Here is a 13172-nt window from a genome sequence, read left to right on the forward strand (position 1 = left end):
TGAATCACCCGGCGCCGACCCGTTCTCGGCCCCCGGCGCGCCGCACCGCGACCGTCGTCTGGACGTGTTCATTGGTAACAATTAACACTGTCGTTCGCGTACGTTCCACCATGCGCGGAGAATCGGGCGCGGCGCCGATGGGGCGGACGGGCCACACGGCCTGCGGGCTGGTGAGCCTCGGCGTCGGGGTACTGGCCCTGCTCGTCGGGTCGTCGCTGGTGCTGGCGGCGACGGCGTGGGTGCCGCTCCTGTCGACGACGGCGCTGGTGTTCCTCGGCGTGTTCACGTGGGCGCTGGCGTGGCTCGCGCTGGAGGCGATGGTCGTCGCCGTGCAGACGAGTCCAGACGGGAAGGGGACCGGACCTGCGCCGCCCGCGTCACGAAACCGGGAACGGTAACGCGTATGTGTCGGGGGGTTCGACCCTCCACTATCGTGACGGCTACGCAGTTGACGTTGGTGCAGATCGACAACTACGGACCGTGGACGGTGACGCCGGAACCGCGCCGGGAGATGGACCTCCAGACGCTCCAGTCCCGGCTGTTCGCGGACCTCGCACAGTTCGTTGGCTCGCGTGGGGGGTACGTCTTCTTCACGCGCTTCGACAACATGGTCGCGGTCACGAACGGACTCGACCGAACCGACCACGAACTCCTCCAGGAGTCGGTCGGGAATCGCTACCCCGTGACCGTGAGCCTCGGCGTCGGCGTCGACGAGGTACCCATCGACGCGCTCGAGACGGCGACGGAGCGCGTCCAGAGCGCCGGGAGCGCCCAGTCGTCGACCCGGAGCGAGGCGCTCGCCGGGTCGTTTCACGGGGCGGCGGCCGGGGACGACGTTCACGTGGCCCACTTCGACGTGAACGACGCGACGGGGAAGTACACCGACCGCCTCAACGAGTTCGACTCGTTCATCAGCATCGAACAGGGGTACGCGAGCCTGATGCAGTACATGCGCGAGACGCACGGGGCGCTCTCGTTCTTCGTCGGCGGCGACAACGTCATCGCCGCCTGTCCCGACCTCTCGGTCGCGGCGTACCGCGACGCCATCGACCACGTCGCGACGGAGGCCGAGGTCCAGCTCAAGGTGGGTGTCGGCAGCGGCGCGACCCCCCACGAGGCCGGTATCGAGGCGAAGCACGCGCTGGAGGACTGTCGGTACGACGGCACGCTCGTCGAGTTCGCCTGACCGCGGGAGCGACCCGCGACTCAGTCGGGACTCGGCGTCTGGACGTGCGAGATGTACGCCGTCAGGTCCGTCGTCGTTACCATCCCGATGGCGACCCCGTCGTCGTCGACCACGGGCATGTGGTGGAATCCGTGTTCGATCATCGCGTCGGCCACCTCGCGGATGGAGGTGCGCGGGGTGGTCGTGACGACGTCGGTGGTCATGTACGCGGAGACGGGAGTCTCGTCTTTCGGCTTCCGCTCGGCGACGATTCGGACGAAGTCGGTGGTGGTCAACACCCCTTCCAGGTGGCCGTCGTCGTCGACCACGACGACCGAGCCGATGTCGTTGTCCAGCAGGGCCGTCGCCGCCTCCTCGACGAGCGTACCGGGTGAGACGGTGTGAAGCGACGACGACATGAGCTGTCCGACGAAGATGTCGTCCATGGTCGGTGTCTCCGTCGGAAGCGGGTTAAGCCCGCCGGCTTCGACCGACGAGCGGGACGGATCGCGCCGTCCGACTCCGTTGCTTCCCGTTCCGCACTCCGGTTGCCCCGGATTTCTCCCGGTCGTCCGTGCTCCGCTCACGACCGTGGATGCGGGCGGTATGCCGGCCGAACGGACGTTTCGGGCGTATTAAACCGAGGTGGAACGAACGGAACGGAGGTAACGGACGGCCGGTACTATGCACCGGCGGACCCCACTACCGACCGGCGGGGCGGTCGGACGGACGACCGACACCTCGCCTCGTCGGCGCACCCACGGTGTGGTGGGAGTCACAGTCGGCAGGCATGGTCCGAACCGGGGAGCCACTTTCCCCGCCGGAGGCGGCGCTCGCCAGGAGACAGGACCGTCGCCTCGAGAGGGCCGCTGCCACACGACCGCCCGGTCACGAGCGATTGGCACGGGGGGTGCCAGCCCCTTCGAGGCAGTGGCGGAGGACGGAGTAACGTTTGGGGGGATGTAGCCCTGAGAGGGCGTACCGCCACCGCGTGTCACGACGCTCGGCGACGAGATAACTGTTTGTGGCTGCATAATTATCTACAGAGGATATTGGATTAAATGGTATCCTACCCTGTCGAACCGTCGGTAGCTATTCGTGTACAGCCCGCGGTAGACCGCGGGTGCACCCGGTGTCGCTGCCGGAAGTCGCGCGGAACTGGCTCCGCCGCGAGGAGCGGAAACCGTACCGAGACGTCGACGTGGGTCGGACGGAACACGACTGGGAACTGGTCGGGGCGCTGTTGTGCCAGTGTCCGTTCCAAGCCGCGTTCGTCTGGCGATACCGCGTCGACTGGTACCGGACGGAACTGGATCGGGAAGCGTTCTCGGGTCTGCGCGTCATCGAGGGACCCGCGAACGAGTCGTGGCGGCGGCTCTCGCCCGACGGCACGGTTCGAGGGGCGGCCGAACGCGTCGCCACGGACGACCTCCCGGAGACGTACGAGGACATCGACGTGGGGTACATCCGCCGGCGGGCGACCGCGTTCGCGGAAGGGGAGCGAGGAGCCGAACGGCTGACCGTGTTCCGACCGCCCGACGGACGGCCTCCCTACGTGGCGGACGGGAACCACTACGCGACGGCGATGGCGCTGTTCCTGCACGACGGGGGCGAGTTCACGCCGCAACCGGTGTATCTCGGCGTCGCGGAGTCGCGAGCCGAGGAACGCGAGCGGACGCCGACGGACGAGGCCGAGTGAACCCGTTCGTGTCCCACTCGGAGCGTTGGAGGGTTGCCGCCGCGCGTACGCTCATCAATAAACGGGGAGCCGAGAAGTCGGAGCCACTACGTAACCTCCGAGGTGGACGGGTCGAGTATCCGCTGGTGTCGGCGAGGCCGTTCTCACCGTCTACAGTCGACCAGTCTCTACCCGAAGGACCCGACTCACCGACGCGAAACGGGGGTGCCGATTCGGAAGCCGCTTCTGAGCGGCGCGAAAACCGGTAGCGGCTTCCAGCTACCGCACCGACCGGTGAGTCGTCTGTACGAGGTAACGATCCACACGCTGAGTATAACGAATCCACATCATATGGCAAGTCTTTTTTTTTTTGTTCGGGGCAGAGTGGAACCGGTATGGTGGATGACCCGCCCGACGAGGAGGACGAGGCTCACGTCCACAACGGGGACTCGACGACGGCCACGGAGAGACGGCCGGACGCGCCGCCCGTCCTCGAACTGGACGAGGTGTTCACCGCGCTCAATCACCCCCGTCGGCGGTACCTCCTCTACACGCTCATCAACGAGAGTAGCGAAGAGACGCTTCCCGAATTGGCGACCAAAATCGTCGCGTGGGAACAGGACAAGTCCACCGGTGAAGTGACCGACGAAGAGCGACGGGAGGTGCACCTGTCGCTCTATCACTCACACGTCCCCAAACTCGCGGACCTCGGCATCGTTGAGTACCAACAGGGGAAGGACATCATCGTCCGGGCGCGGAACATCGAACAGGTGCAAGCCGTCCTCGACGGTGCCGGCGCGGAACTCGACCAGCGGCAGGAGGACCACGCTCGTCGGAAAGACGCGACAGAAACCGAGACCGGCGCGGGAGATGACGATGCCGACGGACTCGAATGACGATACCGCTCCAGCCGAGACCGACGAATCGCCCCCCGACGACGTACCGATGCGAATCAACGGTGGGGACCCCGACGAGTACGTAAACACCGACGAGTGGGTGCAGGTTCACCAGTCCTACTACGAACACACGGGCGACGGGGAGTTCGTCGCGGTGCTCGTCTCTGCCGTCGCGGATGCCAAGGGCGTCGACGCGCTCGACTACCGCGAGATGCCGCCCTTGTACGACGCCTACGATACCGAAACGCTCGAAGGGACGTTCTTCGGGCGTTCGCCGGAAACGGAGGGGGAGGTCGGGATGATGACGTTCGCGTACAACGACTACAGGGTCGCACTCCGCTCGGACGGCTGGATATTCGTCTACGAACCTCGATAGGTTGGAGAGTTCCGTCCCCCTCCGAGTCTCCCCGAGAGGCGACCGACTCCGCTCGACCGACGGGAACTAAACGTCCGTGACGTACTCCCCTTCGACGGCCTCGAGACTGCCGGCACCGGTTGCCGAACGCGAATCCGATTTCGTGGTCGGTGCTGGAGGGGGTGTCATCCGGACTCGTGAAGTCTATATGAAAAATCATCGAGAGGGCCGTGTTCGACGCTCTCGACGGTTGTGAGTTGGAAGGATGGGGTCGGAGGGATTTGAACCCCCGATCGACTGATATCTCCGGTTCGCGCCTCGGTCCTCCAGAGGGTCGTCGTCGCGGCCGATGATCAGTCGGACGCTCGGTATATCAGTCTGGAGTTCGTCACCGGGCGGTCAGCCTCTGGAGTCAGTCGCCATGCCGGGCTTGGCCACGACCCCGTGCGTGTTCGCTTGCCCGGAATCGCGTAAAGGGATTTCGATTGTCTCCGAGTGTCTTCGGTTCCCCGGTCAGCGGTTCGTCGCGCTCCACCCGCACTCTTGACACTTGTACCCGGTGACGAACTCGGTGACCGAGGGCATGTAGCCGACCGACAGGACGTCGCCGCCGCACTCCGGGCAGTCGCGGTCCGCATCCTCGATGGGTTCGGCCTCCATCACCGACTCGCCCTCGATCAGTTCCGCGAGCGACTCCGGGGTCACCATGCGACCCTCGACGACGCGGTTCTCCATGGGCGGACGTCGGGGCGGTGCGGTGTAAACTCCGCGGTCGTCGGACGCGTCGAGAGAGGACCCGAGCGCACCGGGCGTCTCGGTTACAACCACGGCGCGCGCGAGGCGCTTCCCCCGTCCGAGTTCGAGTCGTCGGGGTCCTCGCTCGCCTCGTCGTCAGGCGCGTCGACCGGGTCCACGCTGACCGCGCCGCCGTCGGTGCTCGCGCTCCCGTCCCCCGCGACCGCGGGGGACGCGGGCGGAACGTCGTCGTCCGCCTCCGGCGCCTCGTCGGCCGGAACGGACTCGCCGGGGTCGTACGAGAACACGGCGGTGACGCAGAGAACGCCGAGCGCGACGGGCGCCGTCGTCTCCAGCAGGTCGGTCACGGTCAGCGCCAGCATCCCGAGCGCGACGGCCGACCCGAACCGGAAGCGGTCGATGTCGACGTGACCGCGCAGTCGCTCGCCCGCCAGCGCGACGGCGAGCGCGAAGCCGACGCCGACGGCCGCCGCGGCGGCCGCGCGCGCGAGCAGTTCCGGCTGGACGGTGACGACGAACTCCGGGTTCGAGAGGTCGAGGCTCGCGACCAGTCCGAGCGCGATGATGGCGCCCGGCCGCGGGAGGTACTTCCCGACCTCCGCGCTGGCGGTCTTGGCCGCGATGGCGAGGATGACCAGCCCCGCGAAGCGGTGGAACACCGGCGAGAGCATGCTCTCGATGGTGTGCGCGAGCGCCGCCTCGACGACCGCCAGCGGGATGAGCACCGCCCCGAGCAGGAGGATGGACGTCGCCTTCTCGCGCGGCGTCCCCTCCATGTCGGCGAGGACGACGGCCATGGTGGCGGAGCCGCCGAAGATGAGCAGGCCGGTCTCGATGATGCCGAACGGCACGGTGAGTGCCCCGGCGATGACCAGCGCCGGGAAGATGCCGTCGATGAGCGGGAGCGCCATGACGGTGGCGAGCAGTCTGGTCGACCCGCCGACCGCGCGCTCGAACCGGAGCGCGATTGGGTGTCTCGACGTGCTCATGGACTAGCGATAGCCCGGGACGTCACCCGAATCCGGGCGGTGATACGGAGACGGGTCCACGACGACGTGTCCCCATACGTCGGAGCGCACCCGACCCCCTCCGGTCCGGGTCCCCCGCGACGCTGTGGTCGACTGCCGGAAAAATGTCGCGAGCGCGTCGCTGGCGCTCGCTCGACCGACAGTGCGTGAACCGAGGGGGAACTCGGAGTCCATACCACCAGTTACCCAGAGAACGTCAATAAATATTGTGTGGGACGTGGACGCACGCGTCACACGTATTGTCGGCGTACATTATAAAGTAGTCTACGAATCGAAGGTAGAGTGCCGGGTTGTTCGTCGGGTCGTCGTCGAGCTCTGTCGGTACGGGCAAACGTTGCACGACCGGCGGCGTGCGAGCGCGTGGCGAGGCGGCGCGCGCTCGCAACGCTTTTGCGACCCGGACTGTCACCGTTGATATGGCGAACGACGAACGCGGCGTGTTCTCGCGGAAGTTGGAGGTGCCCGAGGCCCTGACGTTCGACGACGTGCTGCTCCGGCCGATGGAGAGCCGCGTCGAGCCCGACGAGGCGGACGTGGCGACGCGCGTCTCGCGGAACGTCGGACTCCAGATACCCGTCCTCTCGGCGGCGATGGACACCGTCACCGAGAGCGAACTGGCCGCGGAGATGGCCCGCGAGGGGGGGCTGGGCGTGCTCCACCGGAACATGACCGTCGAGGAGACGGTCGCCGAAATCGAGCGCGTGAAGCGGGCGGACGAACTCGTCATCCGGCGGGAGAACGTCGTGACCGCCGCACCCGACCAGACCGTCAGCGAGGTCGACGAGATGATGGAGCGCGAGGGCGTCTCGGGCGCGCCGGTCGTCGACGACGACGACGCGGTGCTCGGCATCATCTCGGGGACCGACATTCGGCCGTACCTGGAGGTCGGCGAGTCCGACGCCGTCCGCGAGGCGATGACCGACGAGGTCATCACCGCCTCCGAGGACGTCACCGCGCGCGAGGCGCTCGAACTCATGTACGACCACAAGATAGAGCGCGTTCCGGTGGTCGACGCCGAGAACCGTCTCGTGGGACTGGTGACGATGCAGGGCGTCCTCCAGCGGCGCGAACACGGCAACGCCGCCCGCGCGCCGGACGGGTCGCTCCGCGTCGGCGCCGCCGTCGGCCCGTTCGAGGAGGAGCGAGCCGTCGCCGCCGACGAGGCCGGCGCGGACGTGCTGTTCATCGACTGCGCGCACGCGCACAACACGAACGTCCTCGACTCCGCGCGGGCCATCAAGGGGACCGTCGAGGCGGACGTCGTGGTCGGGAACGTCGGCACCCGCGAGGCCGCCGAGGCCGCGGTGGAGTTCGCCGACGGGCTGAAAGTCGGTATCGGACCGGGCTCCATCTGCACCACCCGGGTCGTGAGCGGGGCGGGGATGCCCCAGATAACGGCCGTCGCCGAAGTGGCGGACGTGGCCGCGGACCACGACGTGCCGGTCATCGCCGACGGGGGAATCCGCTACTCGGGCGACGCCATCAAGGCCATCGCCGCGGGCGCGGACGCGGTGATGCTCGGGTCGTACTTCGCGGGCACCGACGAGGCGCCGGGTCGCGTCATCACGATGAACGGCAAGCGGTACAAGCAGTACCGCGGGATGGGGAGCGTCGGCGCGATGAAGTCCGGCGGCGGCGACCGCTACCTCAAGGACGCCGAGGAGGACGAGGAGTTCGTCCCCGAGGGCGTCGAGGCCGCCACCCCGTACAAGGGGTCGCTGGCGAGCGAACTCCACCAACTCGTCGGCGGGATGCGCTCCGGGATGGGGTACGTCGGCGCGGAGACGCTCCCCGGCTTCAAGGAACGCGCCGAGTTCGTCCGCGTCTCGCAGGCCGGCCAGACCGAAGGCCACCCGCACGACGTGACCATCACCGACGAGGCGCCGAACTACACGCCCGAGTGAGCGGGGTCGCGCTCGGACGGCCGATAGACTTTCACGGAGTGGTAGTGTACCGGTGGCTGGGTGGTTATGGTGGCCACCGCGGTTCGTGAGGCACAGGCGCTACGAACGCCACTCCCATCACGATGCTTTCCTCGGGTTCTCCGCTCGACTCGCCGGTCCGTGAGGCGTGAGACCGCTAGACACGACTAAGTAGCGGGCACGACACCCGGAACACACGATGCCCGTACGGCGACCGTCTCCGACGCCCGGACCCGAGACGCGCGACCGACCGGATCGCAAGGACCATCTTGATACGTTCTCGGCCTCGATGGACGAACGAATCCCGGTATCATGAGTGAGGAACCCCCCGTCGTGCTCGTCGTCGAGGACGAATCCGACCTCGCCGACCTGTACGCCGCGTGGCTCGGAGACGAGTACCGCGTTCGAACCGCGTACGGCGGCGAAGCGGCGATAGACCAGTTAGACGAGGCCGTCGACGTGGTCCTCCTCGACCGCCGGATGCCCGGTCTGTCGGGCGACGAGGTGCTCGTCGCCGTACGCGAGCGCGGCATCGACTGCCGTGTCGCGATGGTGACCGCGGTCGAACCCGACGTCGACATCGTCGAGATGGGGTTCGACGACTACCTGGTCAAACCCGTGACCCGCGACTCGCTCACCGACACCGTCGAGAGCCTCTTCCGGCGCAGCGAGTACGACAGCGGCGTACAGGAACTGTTCGCGCTCGCGTCGAAGAAGGCGGTGCTCGAATCCGAGCGGGGTCGCGCCGTACTCGCCGACAGCGAGGAGTACCACGACCTCAGCGAACGGGTGGACGACCTCCGCGGCGACCTCGACGACCGGGTCGGCGAACTCGGCGAACACGACGAGTTCGAACGCGCCTTCCGCGACATCGACTCGGGGGGCGGTGGCGACGCGGAGTTCGAGTTCTGAGGGGCCGCCCCCGACGCGTCGACGCCCGCACGTCTCGAGACCGAGAGCCCATGCCCGCTGTCGTCGTCTCCGGTTACCGGTCGAGATACCGTTCGAGCCGCCGGGTCGCCTCCTTCAGGTCGTCCAGCCCGGTCGCGTACGAGAGCCGGAGGTGGCCCGTCCCGCCGGCGCCGAACACGCTCCCCGGCACCGCCGCGACGCCCGCCTCGCGGAGGAGGTCGGTGGCGAACGCCTCGTCGTCGCCGTCCGGCGCCGCCTCCGCGACGCGCGGGAACGCGTAGAACGCCCCGCCCGGGTCGGCGACCGGCAGTCCCATCTCCTCCAGCCGCGCCGTGAGGTACCGACGGCGGCGGTCGTACTCGCGGCGCATCCGCTCGACCTCGTCGTCACACCGCTCCAGCGCCGCCACCGCGGCGTGCTGTGCGGTCGTCGGAGCCGACAGCATGCCGTACTGGTGAATGGTCGTCATTGCCTCCGTCGCGCCGGGCGGGGCGAGCGCGTAGCCCAGGCGCAGCCCCGTCATCGCGTACGCCTTCGAGAAGCCGTTGACGACGACCGTCCGCTCGCGCATCCCCGGACGCGTGGCGACCGACTCGTGGTCGCCGTCGTACGTCAGCGCGGCGTATATCTCGTCGGAGACGACGAGCAGGTCGTTGTCGACGCAGAAGTCCGCCACGGCGTCGAGGTCGTCGCCGCTCATCGTCGCGCCCGTCGGGTTGTTCGGGTAACAGAGCACGAGCGCGTCCGCCTCGTCCGCGCCGGCCGCGTAGAGCGCGTCGGTCGTGAGCGCCCAGTCGTCCTCGTGGTACGTGGGGACCGCGAGCGGGTCGCCGCCGGCGAACGTGACCCCGGGTTCGTAGGAGACGTACGTCGGCGTCGGGAGCGCCACCGTGTCGCCGGGGTCCACGAACGCGCGGAACGCGAGGTCGACCGCCTCGCTCGCCCCCGTCGTGACCAGCACCTCCTCGTCGGGGTCGTACCGGTGGCCGTACCGCGTCACGTGCTCGGCGATGGCCCGGCGGAGGTCGGGCGTCCCCCGGTTGGCCGTGTAGCTGGTCCGACCGCGTTCGAGCGACGCGACGGCGGCCGACCGCGCGGGCCACGGCGCGGTGAAGTCGGGCTCTCCGACGCCCAGCGAGATGACGTCCTCGCGGGACTCGGCCACCTCGAAGAACGCCCGGATACCCGAGGGGGGACGCGCGCGACGCGGTCGGCGGGGGTGAACCGGTCCGCAGGCGTCCCGCTCTCGTCCCCGTCACCGGTTCCCTCGCTGGCTCGTCCGTCGGGTCCGTCGCTCGCCGTCTCGTCGGTCATGGCGTCACGGAGAGTCGGTCGTCGTCGTCGCCGTCCTCGAAGACGACGCCCCGCTCCTTGTACGTCTCCATCACGAAGTGGGTCACCGTCGCCGTGACCGCCGGGAGCGGGGCGACCTCCTCGGCGACGAACCGCGAGACGGCCTGCATCGAGTCGGCGCGCACGAACAGTTCGAAGTCGTAGTCGCCGGAGACCAGCCGCATCGTGTCGACGAGCGGCGACTCGGCGATGCGGCGGGCCACCTCGTCGTAGGCGGTCTCGCGGTCGAGTTCGACGTTCACCTCGACGACCGCCTCGACGCGGCCCTCCTCGGTTCGGTCCCAGTCGACCACCGCGGCGTACCCCCGGAGCACCCCCGCCGCCTCCAGGTCCGCGAGCCGTGCCGCGACGTCGTCCTCGGAGAGACCGGTCTGTCGGGCGAGGTCGGCCGGCGACTCGCGGGCGTTGGCCACGAGCGCGTCGAGCAGGGCGCGCGTCTGGTCGTCCATGACTCGCAGTCCGCGTGCCCGGGCAAAGTGGTTTCGCCCCCGTGCGAGTGTTTCCGGTCCGTGTCGAGGCGCGTCGAAGGGACACCGCTTAGTGCGCCGCCGGCGGACCGGGCGGCGTGAACTACCTCCCGTGGGCCGTCCTCGCGCTCCTCGCGTACTCGTTCGTCGCGCCGCTGATGCGCGCCGCCACCTCCGGGGCGGGCGCGATTCCGAGCAACGTCGGGGCGCTCGTCGCCAACGCCGTCCTCGTCGTCGCCACCGTCGGCGTCATCGCGTTCACCGACGAGCGCGTCGCGCGGTACGTCTCGGAGCCGAAGATGGTGTACGTCCTCGCCGCGGGCGTCTGTCTCTCGGTGGGTATCCTCTCGTACTACCGCGCGCTGTCGATGGGACCGGTGTCGGTCGTCGCGCCCGTGTTCGCGATGTTCTTCGTCGCCTCCTCGCTCGTCGGCGTCGTCCTGTTGGACGAACCGGTGACCGCCCGGAAACTCCTCGGTGTCGGTCTCGCCGCCGTCGCGGTGGTGCTCGTCGCCGGGGAGTGACCGAGGCCGACCGGCGTCCCGGACGCGAGCACGGCGGCAGCGGGCGGAGCGACCACCGCGACCGGGGCGCTGGACGGACTCAGTCGTCGACCGTGACGCCGGTGATATCGAAGCGCGCGCCACCCGCGTCGCTCGTCGTGACGCGAACCTCCCAGCCGTGGGCGCGTGCCACCTCCTCGACGATGTCGAGTCCGAACCCCGCCCCGTCGTGCGTGGTCGAGCAGCCGGCCTCGAATGTCCGGTCGCGCATCTCCTCCGGAACGCCGGAGCCGTCGGCGGCGACGGAGAACCCGTCCGGGAGGCCACCGACGGTTACGGTCGCGTCCCGTCCTCCGTGTTCGACCGCGTTTCGAACGAGGTTCTCCAGGAGCAGTCCGAGCCGGTCCGGGTCGGCGTGGACGACCTGGTCCGTCTCGACGACGAGGGTGGCGTCGCCCGTCGCCACGCTCCGCCAGCAGTCCTCGACGGAGGATTTCAGACTCACTCGCTCGACGTCCCGAACGCGTTCCCCCGCTTGGGCGAGGCGCAACAGGTCGTCGACCAGCGCGAGACTACGGTCCGTCGCGGCCGCCGCACGGTCGAGGTGGTCGCCGTCGCACTCCTCGCGCGCGAGTTCCAGGCTGCCCCGAACGACGTCGAGCGGGTTCCGGAGGTCGTGGGAGACGACGCTCGCGAACTCCTCCAGCCGGTCGCTCCGCTCGTCGAGTTCCCGCTCTCGCGTCGGTCGGCGGGAGGCGTCGCGTATCAGCCCGACGTACCCGATTGTCTCCCCGTCTCTCCGCTGGTAGGAGACCTTCGACTCGCACGGAACCACCTCCCCCGCTTTCGTCTCGAACCTGACCGTATCGAAGAACCCGGACTCGTCCCTGCGCTCGCGGGCTCGGTCTCCCATCGCTTCGAACTCGGCTCTGTCGGCGTACAGCATCTCCGACGACCGCCCCTCGATGTCCTCCCGCGTGTAGCCGAACCGCTCGGTGAACGCCGCGTTGCAGTCGACGAGGCGCCGGTCGCGGTCGGACACGACGATGGGGTCCCACATGCTGTCGAAGAGCGTCCGGTACCGCGACTCGCTCTCGCGTATCTCCCGGAGGTGGCGCTCACGCTGGATGGCGTACGCGAGGATGTTCGCGACGCTCTGGACGAACCTGACGTCGTCGTCGGTGAACCGCGTCTCGACGGTCGTGTGCGTGCCCAAGACGCCCCACGGGTCTTCGGACGTCCCGATGATGACGCTGATGCCGCTCACGACGTCGTGGTCGAACAGCAGCGGAGGACCGGTGAACCGGTCTTCGGTGCGGAGGTCCTCGACGACGACCGGGTCCTCCGACTGGAGCGTGTAGCCCGCTTGCGAGTCCAGCCCCGCACCGACCGTCGCCGTCCCGACGAGTCCCTCGTGCCAGCCGACACCCGCCCGGAGGAGGAGGTCGTCGCGGTCGGAGCGGTACTCCAGCACTTTGCAGTACTCGTTGTCGAGCGCGTCCGAGACTTCTCTGACCGCGCTCTCGAACAGCGGCTCGACCTCCGCGCCCGCCAGTGCTTGCTGGCCCAACTGGGCGACCAGTTCCTGCTGACGGAGTCTGTCCTTGAGCTTCGCCTCCGCGCGGTACTGCCTCACGAGGTTGGTGATGCGGTTGGCGAGCAGCGAGTACCGCTCGGGGCTCGAGCCCTTGCGGAGGTAGTCGCTCACGCCGGCCGAGATGGCGTCGCTCGCGATCTCCTCGCTCCCCCTGCCAGTGAAGAGGACGAACGGGAGGTCGGGGTCGCGTTCTCGAACCGTCTCGAGGAAGTCGATACCGTTCTCGCCCGGCATGTTGTAGTCGGAGACCACGCAGTCGAAGCCCCCGTCGGCGAGCAGTCCCGTCCCGTCTCGCGCACTCGTGGCTGTCTCGACCCGCCAGTTCGTGCTCTCCCGTTCGAGAAACGCCGCGGCCATCTCTACGAAGCCAGGGTCGTCGTCGACGTGAAGAATCCTGACCTCTCGCTTCATAGTTACTTGTATCGGCTGTGTGTAATATAGGTTGGTATCGACCGGCACCACCCGACGGCGGGACGTTCGGGCGTCTCGACGCGTCTCCCCGTCGAGTGGGGCGTACGCGGGACGGTCGACAGAACTGTT

14 protein-coding genes and 1 tRNA gene are annotated in these 13172 nt (G+C 68.5%); 8 read left to right on the forward strand and 7 right to left on the reverse strand.

Going from position 1 to position 13172, the window contains the following annotated elements:
• Nucleotides 1-110 precede the first annotated feature (110 nt).
• Together AC6RUA_RS03920 and AC6RUA_RS03925 are read left to right on the forward strand one after the other, a co-directional pair.
• A complete protein-coding gene (locus AC6RUA_RS03920) occupies nucleotides 111-398 on the forward strand; it encodes a hypothetical protein (RefSeq protein ID WP_499814633.1) in 288 nt (95 codons plus the stop codon).
• Nucleotides 399-433: 35 nt separating this feature from the next.
• Nucleotides 434-1186: a GTP cyclohydrolase IIa gene (locus AC6RUA_RS03925; RefSeq protein ID WP_499814634.1), complete on the forward strand. Its 753-nt coding sequence runs from the start codon at nucleotides 434-436 to the stop codon at nucleotides 1184-1186.
• Nucleotides 1187-1206: 20 nt separating this feature from the next.
• Here the strand turns inward: AC6RUA_RS03925 and AC6RUA_RS03930 are convergent, their stop codons facing one another.
• A complete protein-coding gene (locus AC6RUA_RS03930; RefSeq protein WP_499814635.1) occupies nucleotides 1207-1611 on the reverse strand; it encodes a CBS domain-containing protein in 405 nt (134 codons plus the stop codon).
• Between the two features lie 677 nt (nucleotides 1612-2288).
• Here AC6RUA_RS03930 and AC6RUA_RS03935 point away from each other — a divergent pair.
• From AC6RUA_RS03935 to AC6RUA_RS03945, 3 genes are all read left to right on the forward strand, one after another.
• Nucleotides 2289-2864, forward strand: a complete 576-nt coding sequence (locus tag AC6RUA_RS03935) for a hypothetical protein (RefSeq protein ID WP_499814636.1) — start codon at nucleotides 2289-2291, stop codon at nucleotides 2862-2864.
• Between the two features lie 374 nt (nucleotides 2865-3238).
• Complete coding sequence (locus AC6RUA_RS03940; RefSeq protein WP_499814637.1) at nucleotides 3239-3739, forward strand: DUF7344 domain-containing protein; 501 nt, start codon at nucleotides 3239-3241, stop codon at nucleotides 3737-3739.
• Between the two features lie 49 nt (nucleotides 3740-3788).
• Nucleotides 3789-4115: a HalOD1 output domain-containing protein gene (locus tag AC6RUA_RS03945; protein WP_499814638.1), complete on the forward strand. Its 327-nt coding sequence runs from the start codon at nucleotides 3789-3791 to the stop codon at nucleotides 4113-4115.
• A 245-nt stretch (nucleotides 4116-4360) separates the two neighbouring features.
• Here the strand turns inward: AC6RUA_RS03945 and AC6RUA_RS03950 are convergent.
• The 3 genes from AC6RUA_RS03950 to AC6RUA_RS03960 all read right to left on the reverse strand — a co-directional run bounded on the left by AC6RUA_RS03950 (nucleotide 4361) and on the right by AC6RUA_RS03960 (nucleotide 5839).
• Nucleotides 4361-4538: transfer RNA gene (locus tag AC6RUA_RS03950), tRNA-Trp, on the reverse strand.
• 69 nt (nucleotides 4539-4607) lie between these two features.
• The gene (locus AC6RUA_RS03955) at nucleotides 4608-4829 is read right to left on the reverse strand and encodes a DUF5795 family protein (protein ID WP_499814639.1); all 222 of its coding nucleotides are present in this window, start codon (nucleotides 4827-4829) and stop codon (nucleotides 4608-4610) included.
• An 83-nt stretch (nucleotides 4830-4912) separates the two neighbouring features.
• Nucleotides 4913-5839: a DUF5794 domain-containing protein gene (locus AC6RUA_RS03960; protein WP_499814640.1), complete on the reverse strand. Its 927-nt coding sequence runs from the start codon at nucleotides 5837-5839 to the stop codon at nucleotides 4913-4915.
• 455 nt (nucleotides 5840-6294) lie between these two features.
• On the opposite strand from AC6RUA_RS03960, the gene guaB reads away from it, so the two are divergent.
• Complete coding sequence (gene guaB, locus AC6RUA_RS03965; RefSeq protein WP_499814641.1) at nucleotides 6295-7782, forward strand: IMP dehydrogenase; 1488 nt, start codon at nucleotides 6295-6297, stop codon at nucleotides 7780-7782.
• Between the two features lie 330 nt (nucleotides 7783-8112).
• On the forward strand, nucleotides 8113-8712 hold the full coding sequence (locus AC6RUA_RS03970) for a HalX domain-containing protein (RefSeq protein ID WP_499814642.1): 600 nt from the start codon (nucleotides 8113-8115) through the stop codon (nucleotides 8710-8712).
• A gap of 73 nt (nucleotides 8713-8785) precedes the next feature.
• Here AC6RUA_RS03970 and AC6RUA_RS03975 read toward each other — a convergent pair whose 3' ends face one another.
• Complete coding sequence (locus AC6RUA_RS03975; RefSeq protein WP_499814643.1) at nucleotides 8786-9877, reverse strand: pyridoxal phosphate-dependent aminotransferase; 1092 nt, start codon at nucleotides 9875-9877, stop codon at nucleotides 8786-8788.
• A 145-nt stretch (nucleotides 9878-10022) separates the two neighbouring features.
• Nucleotides 10023-10514 carry an Lrp/AsnC family transcriptional regulator gene (locus AC6RUA_RS03980; protein WP_499814644.1) on the reverse strand — a complete coding sequence of 164 codons (492 nt, stop codon included), beginning with the start codon at nucleotides 10512-10514 and terminating at the stop codon, nucleotides 10023-10025.
• Nucleotides 10515-10630: 116 nt separating this feature from the next.
• Between AC6RUA_RS03980 and AC6RUA_RS03985 the strand changes: the two genes are divergently transcribed.
• The gene (locus AC6RUA_RS03985) at nucleotides 10631-11056 is read left to right on the forward strand and encodes an EamA family transporter (protein ID WP_499814645.1); all 426 of its coding nucleotides are present in this window, start codon (nucleotides 10631-10633) and stop codon (nucleotides 11054-11056) included.
• A gap of 79 nt (nucleotides 11057-11135) precedes the next feature.
• Here the strand turns inward: AC6RUA_RS03985 and AC6RUA_RS03990 are convergent, their stop codons facing one another.
• Complete coding sequence (locus tag AC6RUA_RS03990) at nucleotides 11136-13043, reverse strand: PAS domain S-box protein (protein ID WP_499814646.1); 1908 nt, start codon at nucleotides 13041-13043, stop codon at nucleotides 11136-11138.
• Nucleotides 13044-13172 lie beyond the last annotated feature (129 nt).

It is taken from the genome of Halorarum sp. SLYT50, assembly GCF_059821265.1.

Bases quoted from the DNA above. Each gene is read 5' to 3' on its own strand.
- AC6RUA_RS03970 (WP_499814642.1), top strand. From the start codon at position 8,113: ATGAGTGAGGAACCCCCCGTCGTGCTCGTCGTCGAGGACGAATCCGAC.
- AC6RUA_RS03990 (WP_499814646.1), bottom strand. From the start codon at position 13,043: ATGAAGCGAGAGGTCAGGATTCTTCACGTCGACGACGACCCTGGCTTC.
- AC6RUA_RS03960 (WP_499814640.1), bottom strand. From the start codon at position 5,839: ATGAGCACGTCGAGACACCCAATCGCGCTCCGGTTCGAGCGCGCGGTC.
- AC6RUA_RS03920 (WP_499814633.1), top strand. From the start codon at position 111: ATGCGCGGAGAATCGGGCGCGGCGCCGATGGGGCGGACGGGCCACACG.
- AC6RUA_RS03940 (WP_499814637.1), top strand. From the start codon at position 3,239: ATGGTGGATGACCCGCCCGACGAGGAGGACGAGGCTCACGTCCACAAC.
- AC6RUA_RS03945 (WP_499814638.1), top strand. From the start codon at position 3,789: ATGCGAATCAACGGTGGGGACCCCGACGAGTACGTAAACACCGACGAG.
- AC6RUA_RS03955 (WP_499814639.1), bottom strand. From the start codon at position 4,829: ATGGAGAACCGCGTCGTCGAGGGTCGCATGGTGACCCCGGAGTCGCTC.
- guaB (WP_499814641.1), top strand. From the start codon at position 6,295: ATGGCGAACGACGAACGCGGCGTGTTCTCGCGGAAGTTGGAGGTGCCC.
- AC6RUA_RS03930 (WP_499814635.1), bottom strand. From the start codon at position 1,611: ATGGACGACATCTTCGTCGGACAGCTCATGTCGTCGTCGCTTCACACC.
- AC6RUA_RS03980 (WP_499814644.1), bottom strand. From the start codon at position 10,514: ATGGACGACCAGACGCGCGCCCTGCTCGACGCGCTCGTGGCCAACGCC.